12 protein-coding genes are annotated in these 15239 nt (G+C 71.0%); 9 read left to right on the forward strand and 3 right to left on the reverse strand.

The annotated features are described in order from the left end of the window. Positions 1-108: 108 nt before the first annotated feature. Positions 109-297 (reverse strand): hypothetical protein, encoded by a 189-nt coding sequence (locus ACFZB3_RS47185; RefSeq protein ID WP_217547523.1) that lies wholly within the window; start codon positions 295-297, stop codon positions 109-111. A 568-nt stretch (positions 298-865) separates the two neighbouring features. Between ACFZB3_RS47185 and ACFZB3_RS47190 the strand changes: the two genes are divergently transcribed. The 9 genes from ACFZB3_RS47190 (at position 866) to ACFZB3_RS47230 (ending at position 14814) form a co-directional block, all read left to right on the forward strand. After that, on the forward strand, positions 866-4726 hold the full coding sequence (locus ACFZB3_RS47190) for a nitrate- and nitrite sensing domain-containing protein (protein WP_391389485.1): 3861 nt from the start codon (positions 866-868) through the stop codon (positions 4724-4726). 9 nt (positions 4727-4735) lie between these two features. Next, positions 4736-5149, forward strand: a complete 414-nt coding sequence (locus ACFZB3_RS47195; RefSeq protein ID WP_030382516.1) for a roadblock/LC7 domain-containing protein — start codon at positions 4736-4738, stop codon at positions 5147-5149. Positions 5150-5259: 110 nt separating this feature from the next. After that, complete coding sequence (locus ACFZB3_RS47200; protein ID WP_019058642.1) at positions 5260-5658, forward strand: DUF742 domain-containing protein; 399 nt, start codon at positions 5260-5262, stop codon at positions 5656-5658. Further along, on the forward strand, positions 5639-6214 hold the full coding sequence (locus tag ACFZB3_RS47205) for an ATP/GTP-binding protein (protein ID WP_046729249.1): 576 nt from the start codon (positions 5639-5641) through the stop codon (positions 6212-6214). The genes ACFZB3_RS47200 and ACFZB3_RS47205 overlap by 20 nt, the downstream gene beginning before the upstream one ends. A gap of 392 nt (positions 6215-6606) precedes the next feature. After that, positions 6607-9891 carry a nitrate- and nitrite sensing domain-containing protein gene (locus ACFZB3_RS47210; protein WP_391389488.1) on the forward strand — a complete coding sequence of 1095 codons (3285 nt, stop codon included), beginning with the start codon at positions 6607-6609 and terminating at the stop codon, positions 9889-9891. Positions 9892-9901: 10 nt separating this feature from the next. Continuing rightward, on the forward strand, positions 9902-10315 hold the full coding sequence (locus ACFZB3_RS47215) for a roadblock/LC7 domain-containing protein (protein WP_005479603.1): 414 nt from the start codon (positions 9902-9904) through the stop codon (positions 10313-10315). 96 nt (positions 10316-10411) lie between these two features. After that, entirely contained in the window at positions 10412-10981 is a 570-nt protein-coding gene (locus ACFZB3_RS47220) for a DUF742 domain-containing protein (RefSeq protein WP_391389492.1), read from the forward strand. Beyond that, positions 10962-11543, forward strand: coding sequence for an ATP/GTP-binding protein (locus ACFZB3_RS47225; protein WP_123973912.1), 582 nt, complete (start codon positions 10962-10964; stop codon positions 11541-11543). The genes ACFZB3_RS47220 and ACFZB3_RS47225 overlap by 20 nt, the downstream gene beginning before the upstream one ends. A 106-nt stretch (positions 11544-11649) precedes the next feature. Continuing rightward, a complete protein-coding gene (locus ACFZB3_RS47230) occupies positions 11650-14814 on the forward strand; it encodes an NACHT domain-containing protein (RefSeq protein ID WP_391389494.1) in 3165 nt (1054 codons plus the stop codon). Positions 14815-14865: 51 nt separating this feature from the next. Here the strand turns inward: ACFZB3_RS47230 and ACFZB3_RS47235 are convergent, their stop codons facing one another. Then, positions 14866-15063 (reverse strand): acyl-CoA carboxylase subunit epsilon, encoded by a 198-nt coding sequence (locus tag ACFZB3_RS47235; protein ID WP_388924838.1) that lies wholly within the window; start codon positions 15061-15063, stop codon positions 14866-14868. A gap of 35 nt (positions 15064-15098) precedes the next feature. Next, on the reverse strand, positions 15099-15239 hold a 141-nt coding region (locus ACFZB3_RS47240; RefSeq protein ID WP_391389505.1), incomplete at its 5' end, for a carboxyl transferase domain-containing protein.

Consider the following 15239-nt stretch of genomic DNA (forward strand, 5'->3'; position numbering starts at 1 on the left):
TCACTGAGCCGGCTGGAGTCTGACGCTCCAGGCTAACGCGGTAAGGGGTGGCCGCCGCGGAATAACCCGGTCACCGGGTGGGTGAGTGATCGGCGGCCGGGTCCCGTACTACTCCGCGACCGAGGTCCCGGCCGGGATCTCCATGAGGATCGTGCGCCGCGGGTTGGCGGTCTGGGCGGGGAGGTCGAGGGAGTGCTCGGGCAGCTCGGGGGTCTGCAGTTCCTCGGCGTCCTTGAGGTGGGCGAGGGTGGTGCGGCGGGGGTTGGCTATGTTGCGGAACATCATCGTCGTCTTCACGGTTGTACGGGACCCCGTCGTGTGTGGGTTGGCAGAGACTTCCCTCTTGTAAAGCGCCAGGCTAAACATCGAATTCCCGGCCGAAGCCGTGAAGAGGCCTGGATCTGCATGTGAGTTTGCTCACGACCCCAGGGGCAAAGCGGTCATATCCGGCTGACAACTCACCGCAACGAAACGGACATTGGCGAACTGAACCTGTCATTCCGCTCCTGATCATGGCGACTGGGACACGGCCCACGCACCGGCGACTGACAGGGATACGCCCTTTATGTACGCGATCGACTTCCACATCTCGTAACGTGTCACTCACACGCTGTCACAGAGGTCACAGCTCGGTCCACGGCCCTTGTTGGAGATCCGGCACTGTGCTGGAATTCCACGGACCGCCGCAGGATCGAGCCGGCGCGCAGGGGGCGCAACGCAGCGCCGAGTGGCGGCGAGACAGGGGGAGCCAGCGCCGGTCACACTCACGACCAACAGGGTGCGTATTCAGGGCGCTCCCCGTTCAACGCCGACACCGTGTCCTTCCGTTCCCGGAAGGGCGCCTGGTCCAGAGGTTGCGACGCTAGTGCAGGGACGTTTCAAGAGGGATGGCAGCGCTCCGGCGGAGCCGGAGGCGCACGGCGGGACCGACCGCGGTTCCTCGCCCCAGCACGCCCAGAACCCGGGCCCGGCCCCGGTCGGCGGTGGCGGTGACGGCGGTGAGCGCTCCGGGCGCCCCGCCGTGTCCGCGTCTTCGGGTCCTTCGGGCCCCCAGCCGGCCGCTACTCCGACTCCGACGGTCAAGCCCCCGCGGGGCCCGGCCAACCCGGGCTCGCGCATAGCCCTGCGCAACTGGCGCATCTCCACGCGCCTGGTGTCGCTGCTCGCGCTCCCCGTGGTGGCGGCGACGACGCTGGGCGCGGTGCGCATCAACCAGTCGCTCGACTCCATCCAGCAGCTCGACAACATGCAGCTGCTGACGGACATGACCACGCAGGCGACCGAGCTGGCCACCGCGCTCCAGACCGAGCGTGACAAGACGGCCGGTCCGCTGGCGCACAACGGTTCGCCGACGAGCTCCGCCGTCAAGGGCCTTGAGGACCAGACCGACCGCGCCCGCGAGAACTTCCTCAACGCCTCCGAGGAAATCGACACCGCGAGCAAGAACGGTCAGCTCCAGGGTGTCCGCGACAGCCTCGTCGGTCTGGCCGGCCAGCTGGACGACCTGGCGAAGATCCGCAAGGACGCCTTCCAGCAGAAGGAGAACTCGACCCAGACGGTCGAGGCCTACCACCGGCTGATCACCCAGCTGATCGACCTCTCGCAGGACATGGCGCAGGCCTCCAGCAACCCGGAGATGATCCAGCGCACCCGCGCCCTGGCGGCGTTCTCCACCGCCAAGGAGTACGCGTCCGTCCAGCGCGCCGTCATCGCCGCGGCCCTGCCCGACAACGGCACCAGCCCCGGCGACCTCTCCGAGAACGACCGCCTGTACGGCGAGTCCGCCCAGGAGAGCGAGACCTCCGAGCTGACGATCTTCCGGAAGATCTACGCCGGCAACGCGGCCGACCTGCTCAGCCCGATCGACGGGAACAACCCGACGATCGAGGCCGCCGACACCTACGCCAAGCGTGCGCTCGGCGCCCAGAACGGTCTGAACGAGCTCAGCAAGCGCTCGTACCTCGACTGGGTCGACGACAGCTCGACCAAGATCGAGCAGATGCAGAAGATCGAGCACACGCTGCTTGAGGACATGGAGCAGAAGGCGCGCGAGCTGCGCAACTCCTCCGAGCAGTCGGCGATCATCTCCGGTGCGCTGATCCTGCTCGTCCTCGGTGTGTCGCTGGTCGGCGCCTTCATCGTGGCCCGCTCCATGATCCGCTCGCTGCGCCGCCTTCAGGAGACCGCCACCAAGGTCGCCCAGGACCGCCTGCCCGAGCTGGTCAAGCAGCTCTCCGAGTCCGACCCGCAGGACGTCGACACGTCCGTGGAGTCGGTCGGTGTGCACTCCCGGGACGAGATCGGCCAGGTGGCCGCGGCCTTCGACGACGTGCACCGCGAGGCGGTCCGCCTCGCCGCCGAGCAGGCCCTCCTGCGGGGCAACGTCAACGCGATGTTCACCAACCTCTCGCGCCGCTCCCAGGGCCTCATCCAGCGTCAGCTCTCGCTCATCTCCGAACTGGAGTCCCGCGAGGCCGACCCGGACCAGCTGTCCTCCCTCTTCAAGCTCGACCACCTCGCGACCCGTATGCGCCGGAACGGTGAAAACCTTCTGGTCCTCGCGGGTGAAGAGCCCGGCCGCCGCTGGACCCGCCCGGTCCCGCTGGTCGACGTGCTCCGCGCCGCCGCGTCCGAGGTGGAGCAGTACGAGCGCATCGAGCTGGCCGCCGTGCCGACCACCGAAGTGGCCGGCCGCGTGGTCAACGACCTCGTGCACCTCCTCGCCGAGCTGCTGGAGAACGCCACCTCGTTCTCCTCCCCGCAGACCAAGGTCAAGGTGACCGGTCACGCGCTGCCCGACGGCCGCGTCCTGATCGAGATCCACGACACCGGTATCGGCCTCTCCCCCGAGGACCTCGCGGCGATCAACGAGCGGCTCGCCTCGCCGCCCACCGTGGACGTCTCGGTCTCCCGCCGCATGGGTCTGTTCGTGGTCGGCCGTCTGTCGCAGCGCCACGGCATCCGCATCCAGCTGCGCCCGTCCGACTCCGGTGGCACGACCGCGCTGGTCATGCTCCCGGTCGACGTGGCCCAGGGCGGCAAGAAGCCCGCTCCCGGCAAGCCCGGCGTCCCGGCCCAGTCCGGCGGCCCGGCGGCCGCGCAGGCCGCGGCCGGTGCGGCCGCCGCCCGGCGCGGCAACGGCCAGGGCGGTGCCGGTGGTCCGCTCGGTGCGGGTGCCCCCGCCCCGGCGCTCGGCGGCGGTGCCGCCGCGGCCGGCGGACGCGGTGGTGCCCTCGGCTCCGGCGCTCCCTCCGGTGGCGGACTGCTCGGCGCGGGCGCCGGCCCGCGCGGCCAGGTCGGCACCGGCCAGGGTCCCCGGGCCGCGCTGCCCGGCGCGGGCCAGAACGGCGGCCGTCCCGGTGGACAGGGCGGCGGACGCGGCTCGCAGGGCCGCCCGAACACGGGTGCCGGTGGCTTCGGCAACCAGGACGCGTTCGGCAACCCCCAGGACTCCTTCGGCGGCCAGGACGCCTTCGGCAACCGCGCCCCGGTGCCGCCGCAGCGCTCCGCGAACTCCTCCGACCAGGGCCGTCAGCCCCAGCTGCCGCCGCGCGGCGGCCCGCGGGCCGAGCTGCCCGGTGCCAACCCGCCGGCCGGCCGGCCCAGCTGGAGCGACGACAACGCCCAGCCGCCGCTCTCCCGTGCCTCGCTGGACACCCCGCGCGGCCACGACGAGCAGAACCCGTCGCACACCGCGCCGATGCCCCGCATCGACGACCGGCAGGGCCTCGGCGCCACCTCGCAGATGCCGGCGATCCCGCAGGCCCAGTCGACCGGCGAGTTCCCGCGCCCGGACTTCAACGCCCCGAACGGCTCGCAGAACACGGGGTCGTTCCCGCGGCCGGGCACGACCGCGCCGCACGACACCGGTTCGTTCCCGCGCCCGAACGTCAACGGCCAGCAGGACAACGGCCAGTTCGTGCGCTCCGATGTCTTCGGCACACCGACCGGACCGCAGAGCGGCGCCCAGAACACCGGGCAGTTCGCCGCTCCGCAGGCCTACGACAACGGCTCCACCGGTCAGTTCGCCACGCCGTCCTACGACGGCGGCTCCACCGGTCAGCACTCCCTGCCCGGCCGCCAGAACGGCTACGCCGGCAACGGCCAGAACGGCAACGGCCAGTACGGCACCGGCCAGTACGAGCGTCCGGCGACCAACGGCCGCGGCCTCGACTTCGGCGCACCGCAGCGCCCGTCGGCGCCGCCGGTCCGCCAGGAGCCGGAGGCGCTGCCGCCGGCCACCGGCCCCGGTGACGGCCGTACGCCGCTGTACGACACGCTGGAGACCAACTGGTTCCACGGCGGCCAGCAGGAGCAGCAGCGACCCCAGAGCAACGGCAACGGCTCGGCGGCGTCGGTCCCGCCGATCCCGCCGGTGCCCGCCCAGCCGCCGGCGCCCCCCGCCGCGGCCCCCCAGCGTCCCGCCCAGGCAGCCTGGCGCACCTCCCCGAACGACGACCTCGTCCGGCAGGCGGAGCGTGTACGGCAGCCGGCGGCGGGCGGTGTCACCACCTCCGGTCTGCCGCGCCGGGTCCCCCGGGCGAATCTCGTACCGGGCACGGCACAGCAGCAACAGCACCAAGCGGGTCCGCAGGTCTCGCGTTCGCCTGATGACGTTCGCGGCCGGCTGACCAATCTCCGTCGGGGTATCGCACAGGGTCGACAGGCCGGTACCGGCCCGCAGACCGGCACCTTCCCGAGCCCCACTCACCAGCAGGAGCGTTAGTTGAGTCCGATGAGCCAGGCGGCACAGAACCTCAACTGGTTGATCACCAACTTCGTGGACAACACCCCAGGTGTGTCCCACACCGTCGTCGTGTCCGCCGACGGCCTCCTTCTGGCGATGTCCGAAGGCTTCCCACGCGACCGTGCCGACCAGCTGGCGGCCGTCGCGTCCGGGCTCACCTCGCTGACGGCCGGGGCCTCCCGGATCTTCGAGGGCGGCAACGTGGCGCAGACGGTCGTCGAGATGGAACGCGGCTTTCTCTTCCTGATGTCCATCTCCGACGGCTCGTCCCTCGCGGTCCTGGCCCACCCGGAGTGCGACATCGGTCTCGTCGGCTACGAGATGGCGCTCCTGGTCGACCGCGCGGGCGCGGTCCTCACGCCCGACCTGCGCGCCGAACTGCAAGGCAGTCTGCTCCACTGACAGCCCGGATCCAACCCGCCTCACCAAATCACCGTCCGGCCGCCACAATCCCCCCACCGGCCACGTCCGACGGCTAGCCCGACCGACTTGCTGTCCCGCCCGGAGGAACGATGACCCCGCCCACCGCCTCTCATGATCCGTACGCGGAGCCGTACGGGGACGAGGGCGACCAGCCGCTGGTACGTCCTTACGCGATGACCGGCGGCCGGACCCGGCCGCGCTACCAGCTCGCCATCGAGGCGCTGATCAGCACGACGGCCGACCCGGCAGCGCTCATGGGGCTGCTCCCGGAGCACCAGCGCATCTGCCACCTGTGCCGCGAGGTGAAGTCGGTGGCCGAGGTCTCGGCGCTGCTCGCCATGCCGCTCGGTGTGGCCCGGATCCTGGTGGCCGACCTCGCCGAGGCCGGCCTGGTCGCCATCCACCAGCCGGGCGGCGACGAGAACAACGGCGGCGCTCCTGACGTGACGCTGCTCGAAAGGGTGCTCAGTGGACTTCGCAAGCTCTGACGGAGGGCGTGCCACCACCTCCGCGAAGATCGTGGTGGCGGGCGGCTTCGGCGTCGGCAAGACCACGTTCGTGGGAGCGGTCTCCGAGATCAACCCGCTGCGCACGGAGGCCGTGATGACGTCCGCCTCGGCGGGCATCGACGACCTGACGCACACCGGGGACAAGACGACCACCACGGTCGCCATGGACTTCGGCCGTATCACGCTCGACCAGGACCTGATCCTGTACCTGTTCGGCACGCCCGGTCAGGACCGTTTCTGGTTCATGTGGGACGACCTGGTGCGCGGTGCGATCGGCGCGGTGGTGCTCGTGGACACCCGGCGCCTGGCCGACTGCTTTCCGGCGGTGGACTACTTCGAGAACAGCGGTCTGCCGTTCGTCATCGCCCTCAACGGCTTCGACGGACACCAGCCCTACACACCCGAAGAGGTGCGCGAGGCGCTGCAGATCGGACCGGACGCGCCGATCATCACGACCGACGCCCGGCACCGCGCCGACGCGAAGAGCGCGCTGATCACGCTGGTGGAGCACGCCCTCATGGCGCGCCTGCGCTAGCCGTGGCGCCGTAGCCAAGTACGACGTCGCGTACGGCAGTTGTCGTAAGGAAACCGGAGCCGACTGTGGCCTTTGACACGGTCGGCTTCGGTGTTCATAACGTTTCGGCAGAGGAATCCAGTGGTATCGCCACGCGTCGCGGTCACGCGGTGCCGCTGCGCTCACAACGGCCCCGCCTTTTGGCGGGGCTCGCTCTTTATGACCGTTTTATCTGGGGCTTACATCCGTGCGCTCTGCCCCAATGGACTGTTTGGAAGTGCACCGGCCCCCGTGCTGGAATGCCTGAACTGCCCATTAGTCAAAGACGTACTGAGTAGTGGTCTGAGACACACCGGGCTCTGAGAGACTGCGGCACGACGACAGGTGCCCGCCGCCGAGAGGTTGTTGGTCGAGTGAGGCGAAGCAAGAACGGTCCCGAGCCGTCGGCACGGGGCAACTTCACCCCGCCGCCGCGCGCTGCGGCGCCCACCCCTGTGCCAGCCGCGGAACCACCGGCCGCGCCCGCGAAGAGCGGCGGCCGTTTCTCCCCGCGGAACTGGCGAGTGCCGACCAGGCTGAACGCGATCCTGCTCATACCTGTGGCCGTCGGCCTGGTCATGGGCGGCTTCCAGGTGAAGAGCTCCATCGACACCTGGCAGGACGCCCGCGACGCGGAGAACACCGCGCGCCTGGTCCGCGCCGCCCTGACCTACGGCGACGCCCTGTACAACGAGCGTGACGTCAGTGCGGCACCGCTGCTCCTGAACAAGGACAAGGCGACCGTCACCCAGGCCCGCGCCGCGACCGACAAGGCCGCCGACGCCTTCGACGCGGCCGCGCAGAACATGCCGCAGAAGCCGGGCCTGGAGCGCCGGCTGAAGCTGTTCCGCGAGGCGGAGCCCACCCTCACGAACCTGCGCGCCGCCGCGTACACCAGCAAGCTCGGCGGTGTGAAGACGGAAGAGGGCTACACCCAGGTCGCCCACCCGCTGATGGAGTTCGCCAACGAGCTCGGTCTGGGCACCGGAAACATCACCTCCTACGGCCGTACCGTCTACGCCATCTCGCTCACCAAGGCGGCCCTGTCGCTGGAGCGGTCGATCGGCATGCACCTGCTGGTCAAGCCCGGCCCGGACGCCGGCAACCTGGCCAGCCAGCGGGTCGCCCTCTCCTCGTACGCGTACCTGGAGGGCATCGCCGTCGAGGAGTACATCGGCGGTGGTACCGAGGCGGACGCGCAGAAGCTGACCGACCTCGAGAAGAAGATCAAGACCGACGGCGCGGCGCTGGTCCAGCAGGCCAAGGCCAAGGACCCGAACTACGTGGCCCCGCCGTCCGGTGCCAACGCGATGGTCTCCGCGCTGGCGACGCTGCAGAACACCGACCCCGGCACCCGCCAGGCGCTGGCCACCCAGGGCGTCACCGCCGACAACTGGTGGACGGTCAACACCCTGAAGTACCAGGCGTACCGGACGATCGAGTCGGACATGGCCGACAAGGCGGTGAGCGAGGCCTCCGACATCGCCGACAACGCGAAGACGGACGCGCTCATCACCGGTGCCGCGGTCATGGTCGCGCTGCTCGCCGCGTTCATCCTGGCCGGCATGGTGGCCCGCCAGATGTCCCGCTCGATGCGCCAGCTGCGCAACGCCGCCTTCGGCATCGCCGAGCAGCGCCTGCCGATGCTGGTCGACCAGCTCTCCCGCACCGACCCCGGCCGGGTCGACACCCGGGTGGCGCCGATCCCGATCACCTCGACCGACGAGATCGGCGAAGTCGCCCGCGCGTTCGACCAGGTCCACCGCGAGGCCGTGCGGCTCGCCGCCGAGCAGGCCCTGCTGCGGGGCAACATCAACGCGATCTTCACCAACCTGTCGCGGCGCAACCAGTCGCTGATCGAGGGCCAGCTGACCCTGATCACCGACCTGGAGAACAACGAGGCCGACCCGGACCAGCTGGAGAACCTCTTCAAGCTGGACCACCTCGCGACCCGTATGCGCCGCAACGGCGAGAACCTCCTGGTCCTCGCCGGCGAGGAGCCCGGCCGCCGCTGGGACCAGCCGGTCCCGCTGGTCGACGTGCTCCGCGCCGCCTCCTCCGAGGTGGAGCAGTACGAGCGCATCGAGCTCTCCGGCGTCCCGGAGGCCGAGATCCACGGCCGCGCGGTCACCGACCTCGTGCACCTGCTCGCCGAGCTCCTGGAGAACGCCACCACGTTCTCCTCACCGCAGACCAAGGTCCGCGTCACCGCGACCCGTCTCCCCGACGGCCGCGTGATGATCGAGATCCACGACAAGGGCATCGGCCTCACCGCCGAGGACTTCGCGGACATCAACCACAAGCTGGCCAACCCGCCGACCGTGGACGCCGCGATCTCCCAGCGCATGGGCCTGTTCGTGGTCGGCCGGCTGTCCGACCGGCACGGCATCCGGGTCCAGCTGCGCCCCTCCGGCGAGCAGGCCGGCACCACCTCGCTGGTCATGCTGCCGGACGCGATCACCCACGGTGGTGGCGGCGAGCAGCCGCTGGAGCGCGACGAGTTCACGGTCTCGCAGATCATCCCGGAGCAGCAGTTCCAGGCCGAGAGCTTCAGCCAGCCGCAGCTCCAGCCGATGCGTACGGCGGCCGAGCTCGGCTTCGACGACAGCCGCTACATCGAGGTCCCCGACGACATCCGCGACCTCGACCCCGTGGGCCGCTCGCTGATGCGCGAGGAGCGCCGTGCGGCCCTGGAGGCCCAGGCGCAGCCCCAGCAGGCCGCACAGGGCCCGCAGACGCCTCAGGAGACCGCCGAGATCCCGGCGTACGCCGACGAGTTCGACAGCGGCAGGCAGGGCTACGACGCGAACGGTACGGGCTTCCAGGAGCAGCCCACGGGCTACGACGGGCAGCCGGCGTACCAGGAGCAGCCGCAGGGCACGTACGACGAGCAGTACTACGCGCCGAACGGCGGCCTGCCGCAGAACGACACGTTCTCCCCCGACGCGTTCTCCGTCGGCGGCGGCTACCCGGAGCCCGGTTATCCGGAGCCCGCCCAGGAGGAGCCCGCGGCCGCGCCGGCCGCCGCCGCGGAGGCGTTCCCCGCCTTCGGCGAGCAGCCCTACCAGGACGACTGGCCGCAGCAGGACAGTTACACGAACGGCTACCCGGCCCAGTACGCTCCGCAGGCGGAGCCGGTGCAGGCCGGTGACGTGGACGAGCGGAACCACGTAGGCTTCGACCGTCCGGGACCGGCCCCCTCCAACGGCCACCAGCTGACCGACGCCGGGCTGCCCCGCCGGGGCTCCGTCGGCGGCGGCACGGGCGGCACGAACGGCGGCGGTCCCGCGCGGCACGCTCCGGCTCGGGCCGCGGCCCCGGCACCGACGGCTCCCGCGGCCCCGGCTGCGGAGCCGGGCGGCGACACGTCCTGGCGTTCGCAGAACGACGAGCGCTGGCAGCAGGCTTCGGCGCTGCGGAGGCCCAAGGCAGGCGGGGTCACCTCCTCCGGTCTGCCGCGGCGGGTACCCAAGGCCAACCTGGTCGAGGGAGCCGCCGAGAGCACCCCTCAGGGAGGCCCACAGGTCTCCCGCGCTCCGGAGGACATCCGGGGCAGACTGAGCAACCTGCGTCGCGGCGTCGAGCGCGGGCGCAACGCAGGCAGTGAAACGAACGGCCAGGGCTTCGGTCCTGACAGCACCTACAACCAGGAGCGTTAGTGTGAGCCCGATGAGCCAGGCGGCACAGAACCTGAACTGGTTGATCACCAACTTCGTGGACAACACCCCGGGGGTGTCCCACACGGTGGTGGTCTCCGCCGACGGACTCCTTCTGGCGATGTCCGAAGGCTTCCCCCGCGACCGCGCCGACCAGCTCGCGGCCGTCGCTTCCGGTCTGACGTCCCTGACGGCAGGGGCCTCCCGGATCTTCGAGGGCGGCAGCGTGAATCAGACGGTTGTGGAGATGGAGCGGGGATTCCTGTTCATCATGTCCGTTTCCGATGGTTCCTCGCTCGCGGTCCTCGCCCACCCGGAGGCCGACATCGGCCTGATTGGGTACGAGATGGCCCTTTTGGTGGACCGCGCGGGCACGGTTCTTACCCCGGATCTGCGTGCGGAACTCCAGGGAAGCCTTCTCAACTAATAGTCAGACGGTGCGTTTTCGCGTCCCGGGGCCGTAAGGTTTCGGGACGCGGCTCCACAAGGATGGGTGCCCGGCACGGTCGGAGGAGGAGAGAAAGTGGCAACACCCCCAGGCGGTTCCAGTAACGGCAACTGGTCGTACGGTCCTGCGCAGGGCCAGGGCGACGGTTCCGGGAACCGGTACAACTTCCCCTCCACGCCGAGCCACCGGCAGCCGTACGCTCCGCAGGGCCCCGGTCCCTCGCCGTACGACCAGCCCCCGGCGCCACGCATCCAGCCGGTGCAGCCGCAGCGCCGCCCCGAGCCGGCGCCGGCCTCGGGGTCCAGCAACCCCCTGGTGCGTCCGTACGCCATGACCGGCGGCCGGACCCGCCCGCGGTACCAGCTCGCCATCGAGGCACTGGTGCACACCACCGCGCAGCCGCACCAGATGCAGGGCCAGCTGCCCGAGCATCAGCGGATCTGCAACCTCTGCCGGGAGATCAAGTCGGTGGCCGAAGTCTCGGCCCTGCTGTCGATCCCTCTCGGCGTGGCCAGGATCCTCGTCGCCGACTTGGCGGAGGCGGGCCTGGTCGCCATCCATCAGCCCGGCGGCGACGAGAACGCCGGTGGCCAGCCAGACGTGACACTGCTCGAAAGGGTGCTCAGTGGACTTCGCAAGCTCTAGCGGCGGTCCTTCCCGCTCCACCACCTCCGCGAAGATCGTGGTGGCGGGCGGCTTCGGCGTGGGCAAGACCACGTTCGTCGGCGCCGTCTCGGAGATCAACCCGCTGCGCACAGAGGCCGTGATGACGTCCGCGTCTGCCGGCATCGACGACCTCACCCACACCGGGGACAAGACGACCACCACGGTCGCCATGGACTTCGGCCGCATCACCCTGGACCAGGACCTGATCCTGTACCTGTTCGGCACCCCCGGCCAGGACCGCTTCTGGTTCATGTGGGACGACCTGGTCAGGGGCGCCATCGGCGCGATCGTCCTGGTCGACACCCGGCGTCTCGCCGACTGCTTCCCCGCGGTCGACTACTTCGAGAACAGCGGCCTGCCGTTCGTCGTAGCCCTCAACGGCTTCGACGGCAGCCAGCCGTACAACCCCGAAGAGGTCCGTGAGGCGCTGCAGATCGGCCCGGACACGCCGATCATCACGACCGACGCCCGGCACCGCGCCGACGCGAAGAGCGCGCTGATCACTCTCGTGGAGCACGCCCTGATGGCGCGCCTGCGGTAGCGACGGGTTCTCCCGGGTTTCGAAGGGCCCCTTTCCGTCCGGAAGGGGGCCCTTTGCCGTACCCCGCTGCCACAATGAGCCATCTGCCGACCGGGGGGAGACGGGGATGAGCATCGAAGTGGCCGCGGTGCGCCTGGGGCAGACGGTGGCGACGAGCGCCGTACGGCTGTGGCTGGGCGCCCGGCGGCAGGACCAGGAGCGCCGGGCGGAGATGTCGGACCTGATCCGGGCCCGGGTTCCCGGTCTGCGGCCGCAGCGGAGCGTGGAACGGCAGTTCGAGGAGATAGCTGACGCCGTGGCGGCCCGGGTCGAGCCGCTGCTCGCGCACGAGTTCCCGGGGCTGGCCGAGCACGAACGGCTGGCCGCGGTCCAGGCCGTCACGGACACGTTCACGCACGCCGACCTGTCCGACGAGGCGGTGCTGGAATCGGACGCGGACGCCGCGGAGCTGGTACGGCGGATCCGGCACGACGCGCCCCGGCCCGGCGGACTGGCCGAGCCGGCCGAGCGCTACTACGAGGTGCTCTTCGCCGAGTGCTGCGAGTGCTACGTACGGGTTCTGCGTCGCCTGCCCGTGTTCACCGAGCGGGCCGTCACGGAGCTGCTCGGCCGCACGACCTCGCTCGGGGCCGAACTCGCCCGGGTGCTGGAGCGGTTGCCCACCCGTTCGCTGTACGCGCCCGACGGCTCGGACGAGGACGAGGCGTTCCTGCGGGAGTACCTCGGCCTGGTGAGCCGGTCCCTGGACGAGGTGGAGCTGTTCCGGCTGGCCGCGGAGCAGGTGACCCGGGCGAAGCTGTCGGTGGCGTACGTGAGCATGCGGGCCACGCCGGACGACGGGCACCGCCGGACGTCCGTCGAGCGGCGTCCGCTGCTGCGGCGGAGCCTGCGGGACTGGGAGGAGCCGGACAGCACCGGCATGCGGGTGGAGAACGCGCTGGGCGGTGCCTCCCGGGTACTGCTGCGCGGAGAGGCGGGCTCCGGGAAGACCACGCTGATGCAGTGGCTGGCGGTCACGGCGGCCAGAGGGGCCTTCTCCGGACCGCTGGGCGGCTGGAACGGGCTGATCCCGGTCCTGGTGAAGCTGCGGCGGTACGCCGGCCGGGAGTTGCCGTTGCCGGAGGCCCTGCTGGACGGGGTCGCGGGCGCCCTCACCGGCCATACGCCGAGGGGCTGGATGGACCGGGCCCTGCGCGACGGGCGGGTGCTGCTCCTGGTGGACGGGGTGGACGAACTGTCGGCCGGTGAACGGCCGGCGGTGCGCGCCTGGCTGACCGGTCTGCTCAACGCGTACACCGGCATCCGGGCCGTGGTCACGACCCGGCCGTCGGCCGCCCGCACGGACTGGCTGCGCACCCTGGACTTCAAGGCCTACCAACTGGACCGGATGGCCCCGGCCGACCTCACCGCCTTCGTACGGCAGTGGCACCGCGCGGTGCGGGAGCAGGGGGACGAACTGCCGTGCGCGGTCGAGGAGCTTCCGCAGTACGAGCAGTCGCTGCTCACCAGTCTGCAGGACCGCCCGCACCTGCAGTCCCTGGCCGCCAACCCGCTGCTGGCCGCGCTGATCTGCACCCTGCATCTCAGCAAGGGCCGTCAGCTGCCCCGCAACCGCATGGAGTTGTACAAGATCGCGCTGGAGACACTGGTCCAGCACCGGGACGCGGACCGACGGGTGCCGAGCGCCCTGGAAACCCCGCTCACCCTGCCGGACAAGCTGTGCGTGCTGCGCGACCTGGCCTGGCGGCTGTCCGACAACAACCGCACCGAGATCTCCGCGGAGCAGGCGGCCCGGTACGTCACCTCCCGGCTGGTGTCCATGCGGCATCTCGACGAGGCCGACGGCGGCGCCGTCCTGGACCACCTGATCGGACGGTCGGGGGTCCTGCGCTCCCCCGTGGCGGACCGCGTCGACTTCGTGCACCGCACCTTTCAGGAGTACCTCGCCGCCGAGGACGCGGCGGACGAGGACAACATGGGCAACCTGGTCGAGCGGGCCCACCTCGACCTGTGGCGCGAGACGATCGTGATGGCGGCGGGGCACGCGAACCTCAGGCAGCGGCGGGAGCTGATCGGCGCCCTCCTGGACCGCGCCGCCGACGAACCCCGCCACGCCCGGCGGCTGCGGCTGCTCGCCGCGTCCTGCCTGGAGACCATGACGACCGTGCCGGACGATGTGGCACGCCGGCTCGACGAGGCGCTGGGTGCGCTGGTGCCGCCCCGGCGCGAGTCCGAGGCGAGGTCGCTCGCGGCCGTGGGGCCCGCGCTGACGAACCGGCTGCCCGCGGCTCTGGACGGGCTTTCGGCCCGGGCGGCGCGGACGACCGTACGCACGGCGGCGCTGATCGGAGGCGAGGAGGCCATGAACCGGCTGGCCGGCTACGCGGCGGCCACCGCCGACGCCGGCGTACGGGACGAACTCGTCGAGTCGTGGGAGTACTTCGACCCGGACGGGTACGCGCGCCGGGTGCTGTCCCGGCTTCCGCTCGACACGGTGGAGTTGCACGTGTCCCACCCCGCTCAGTGGCCGGCGGTACTGCGGCTCGGCGAGGCACGGCGGATATGGATCGGCTACGAATTCGAAGGGCTGGCCGCCACCAGGGCACTCGGCGAACTGGACCAGCTCTGGGTGCCGAGGCTGGTGGGCGACAACGACCTCTCACCCCTGGCCGAACGGCCCGGGCTGCGCAATCTCGTCGTGTGCGGCATGGACGACCTGCCGCTGGCCGACGTCGAGCCGCTGCGTGGCCTGACGGAGCTGACCAACCTGCAGCTGCAGAACTGGACTTCCCTGCCGAAGCTCGACACCGTCCCGGTGCCGGACTCCCTGGTCAGCCTGGGGCTGGGCACACTCGGCGAGAACGTCGATCTGGCTCCGCTGCTGGAGCGGGCCCCGTGGCAGAGCCTCTTCCTCACCGGTTCCGGCACGCCGCGGGGCCTCGGCGGCCTCGGGCAGGCCGCGGAGATGACCCATCTGAGCCTGTGCGGCTTCGACCTGACCACGTGGCTTCCCGCCCAGGAGAGCTGGCCGCCGCGGCTGACCAGGCTCGAACTGTACGGTTGCCGACTGCCGGCCGATCTGGGGCCCATCGGCGCGCTGGACCAGCTGCGCACACTGGATCTGCGTACGCACCCGACCAGCGCGGAGAACCCCCTCGACCTGCGCACGCTGGGTCGGGGTCCGCATCAGCGCCGGCTGGTGGTGATCGCCCCGGCGCAGGTCGCTCCGCCCGCCACCGCCGTCCCCGGCATCCGTGTGAAACGACACTGACCCCGCCCTCCCGGAGGAGAGCGGGGCCGTGACGCACGCTGCCCGGAGGGCTCAGTGCCAGCTGTGCGGGGCGCGGAAGCCGTTCTCGCGCTCCAGGCGGCGCCAGCCCGCCTTGGCGCGGCCGCGGTGGGTCTGCTCGGTGTCGTCGGTCGGCCGGGCGGCCGCGCGGGCCAGGAGGACCGCCGTTATGGCGGCGACTTCCTCCGGGTCGGCATTGCCCTTCTCGACGCGGATGTCAGGCACGTTCATGGGCGTCAGTCTCCGTGTGAGAGGTTTCCGCAGGATTACTGCGGGGGGTTGCCGTGCTTACGGGACGGCAGGTCGGCGTGCTTGGTGTGCAGCATCGCCAGTGACTTGGCGAGCACCTCGCGGGTCTCGGCGGGGTCGATGACGTCGTCGACCAGGCCGCGTTCGGCCGCGTAGTA

Origin of the sequence: Streptomyces sp. NPDC008092 (assembly GCF_042957285.1) — a bacterium.
In the GTDB taxonomy this organism is placed as follows: domain Bacteria; phylum Actinomycetota; class Actinomycetes; order Streptomycetales; family Streptomycetaceae; genus Streptomyces.

Bases quoted from the DNA above. Each gene is read 5' to 3' on its own strand.
- ACFZB3_RS47195 (WP_030382516.1), top strand. From the start codon at position 4,736: ATGAGCCAGGCGGCACAGAACCTCAACTGGTTGATCACCAACTTCGTG.
- ACFZB3_RS47200 (WP_019058642.1), top strand. From the start codon at position 5,260: ATGACCCCGCCCACCGCCTCTCATGATCCGTACGCGGAGCCGTACGGG.
- ACFZB3_RS47215 (WP_005479603.1), top strand. From the start codon at position 9,902: ATGAGCCAGGCGGCACAGAACCTGAACTGGTTGATCACCAACTTCGTG.
- ACFZB3_RS47230 (WP_391389494.1), top strand. From the start codon at position 11,650: ATGAGCATCGAAGTGGCCGCGGTGCGCCTGGGGCAGACGGTGGCGACG.
- ACFZB3_RS47235 (WP_388924838.1), bottom strand. From the start codon at position 15,063: ATGAACGTGCCTGACATCCGCGTCGAGAAGGGCAATGCCGACCCGGAG.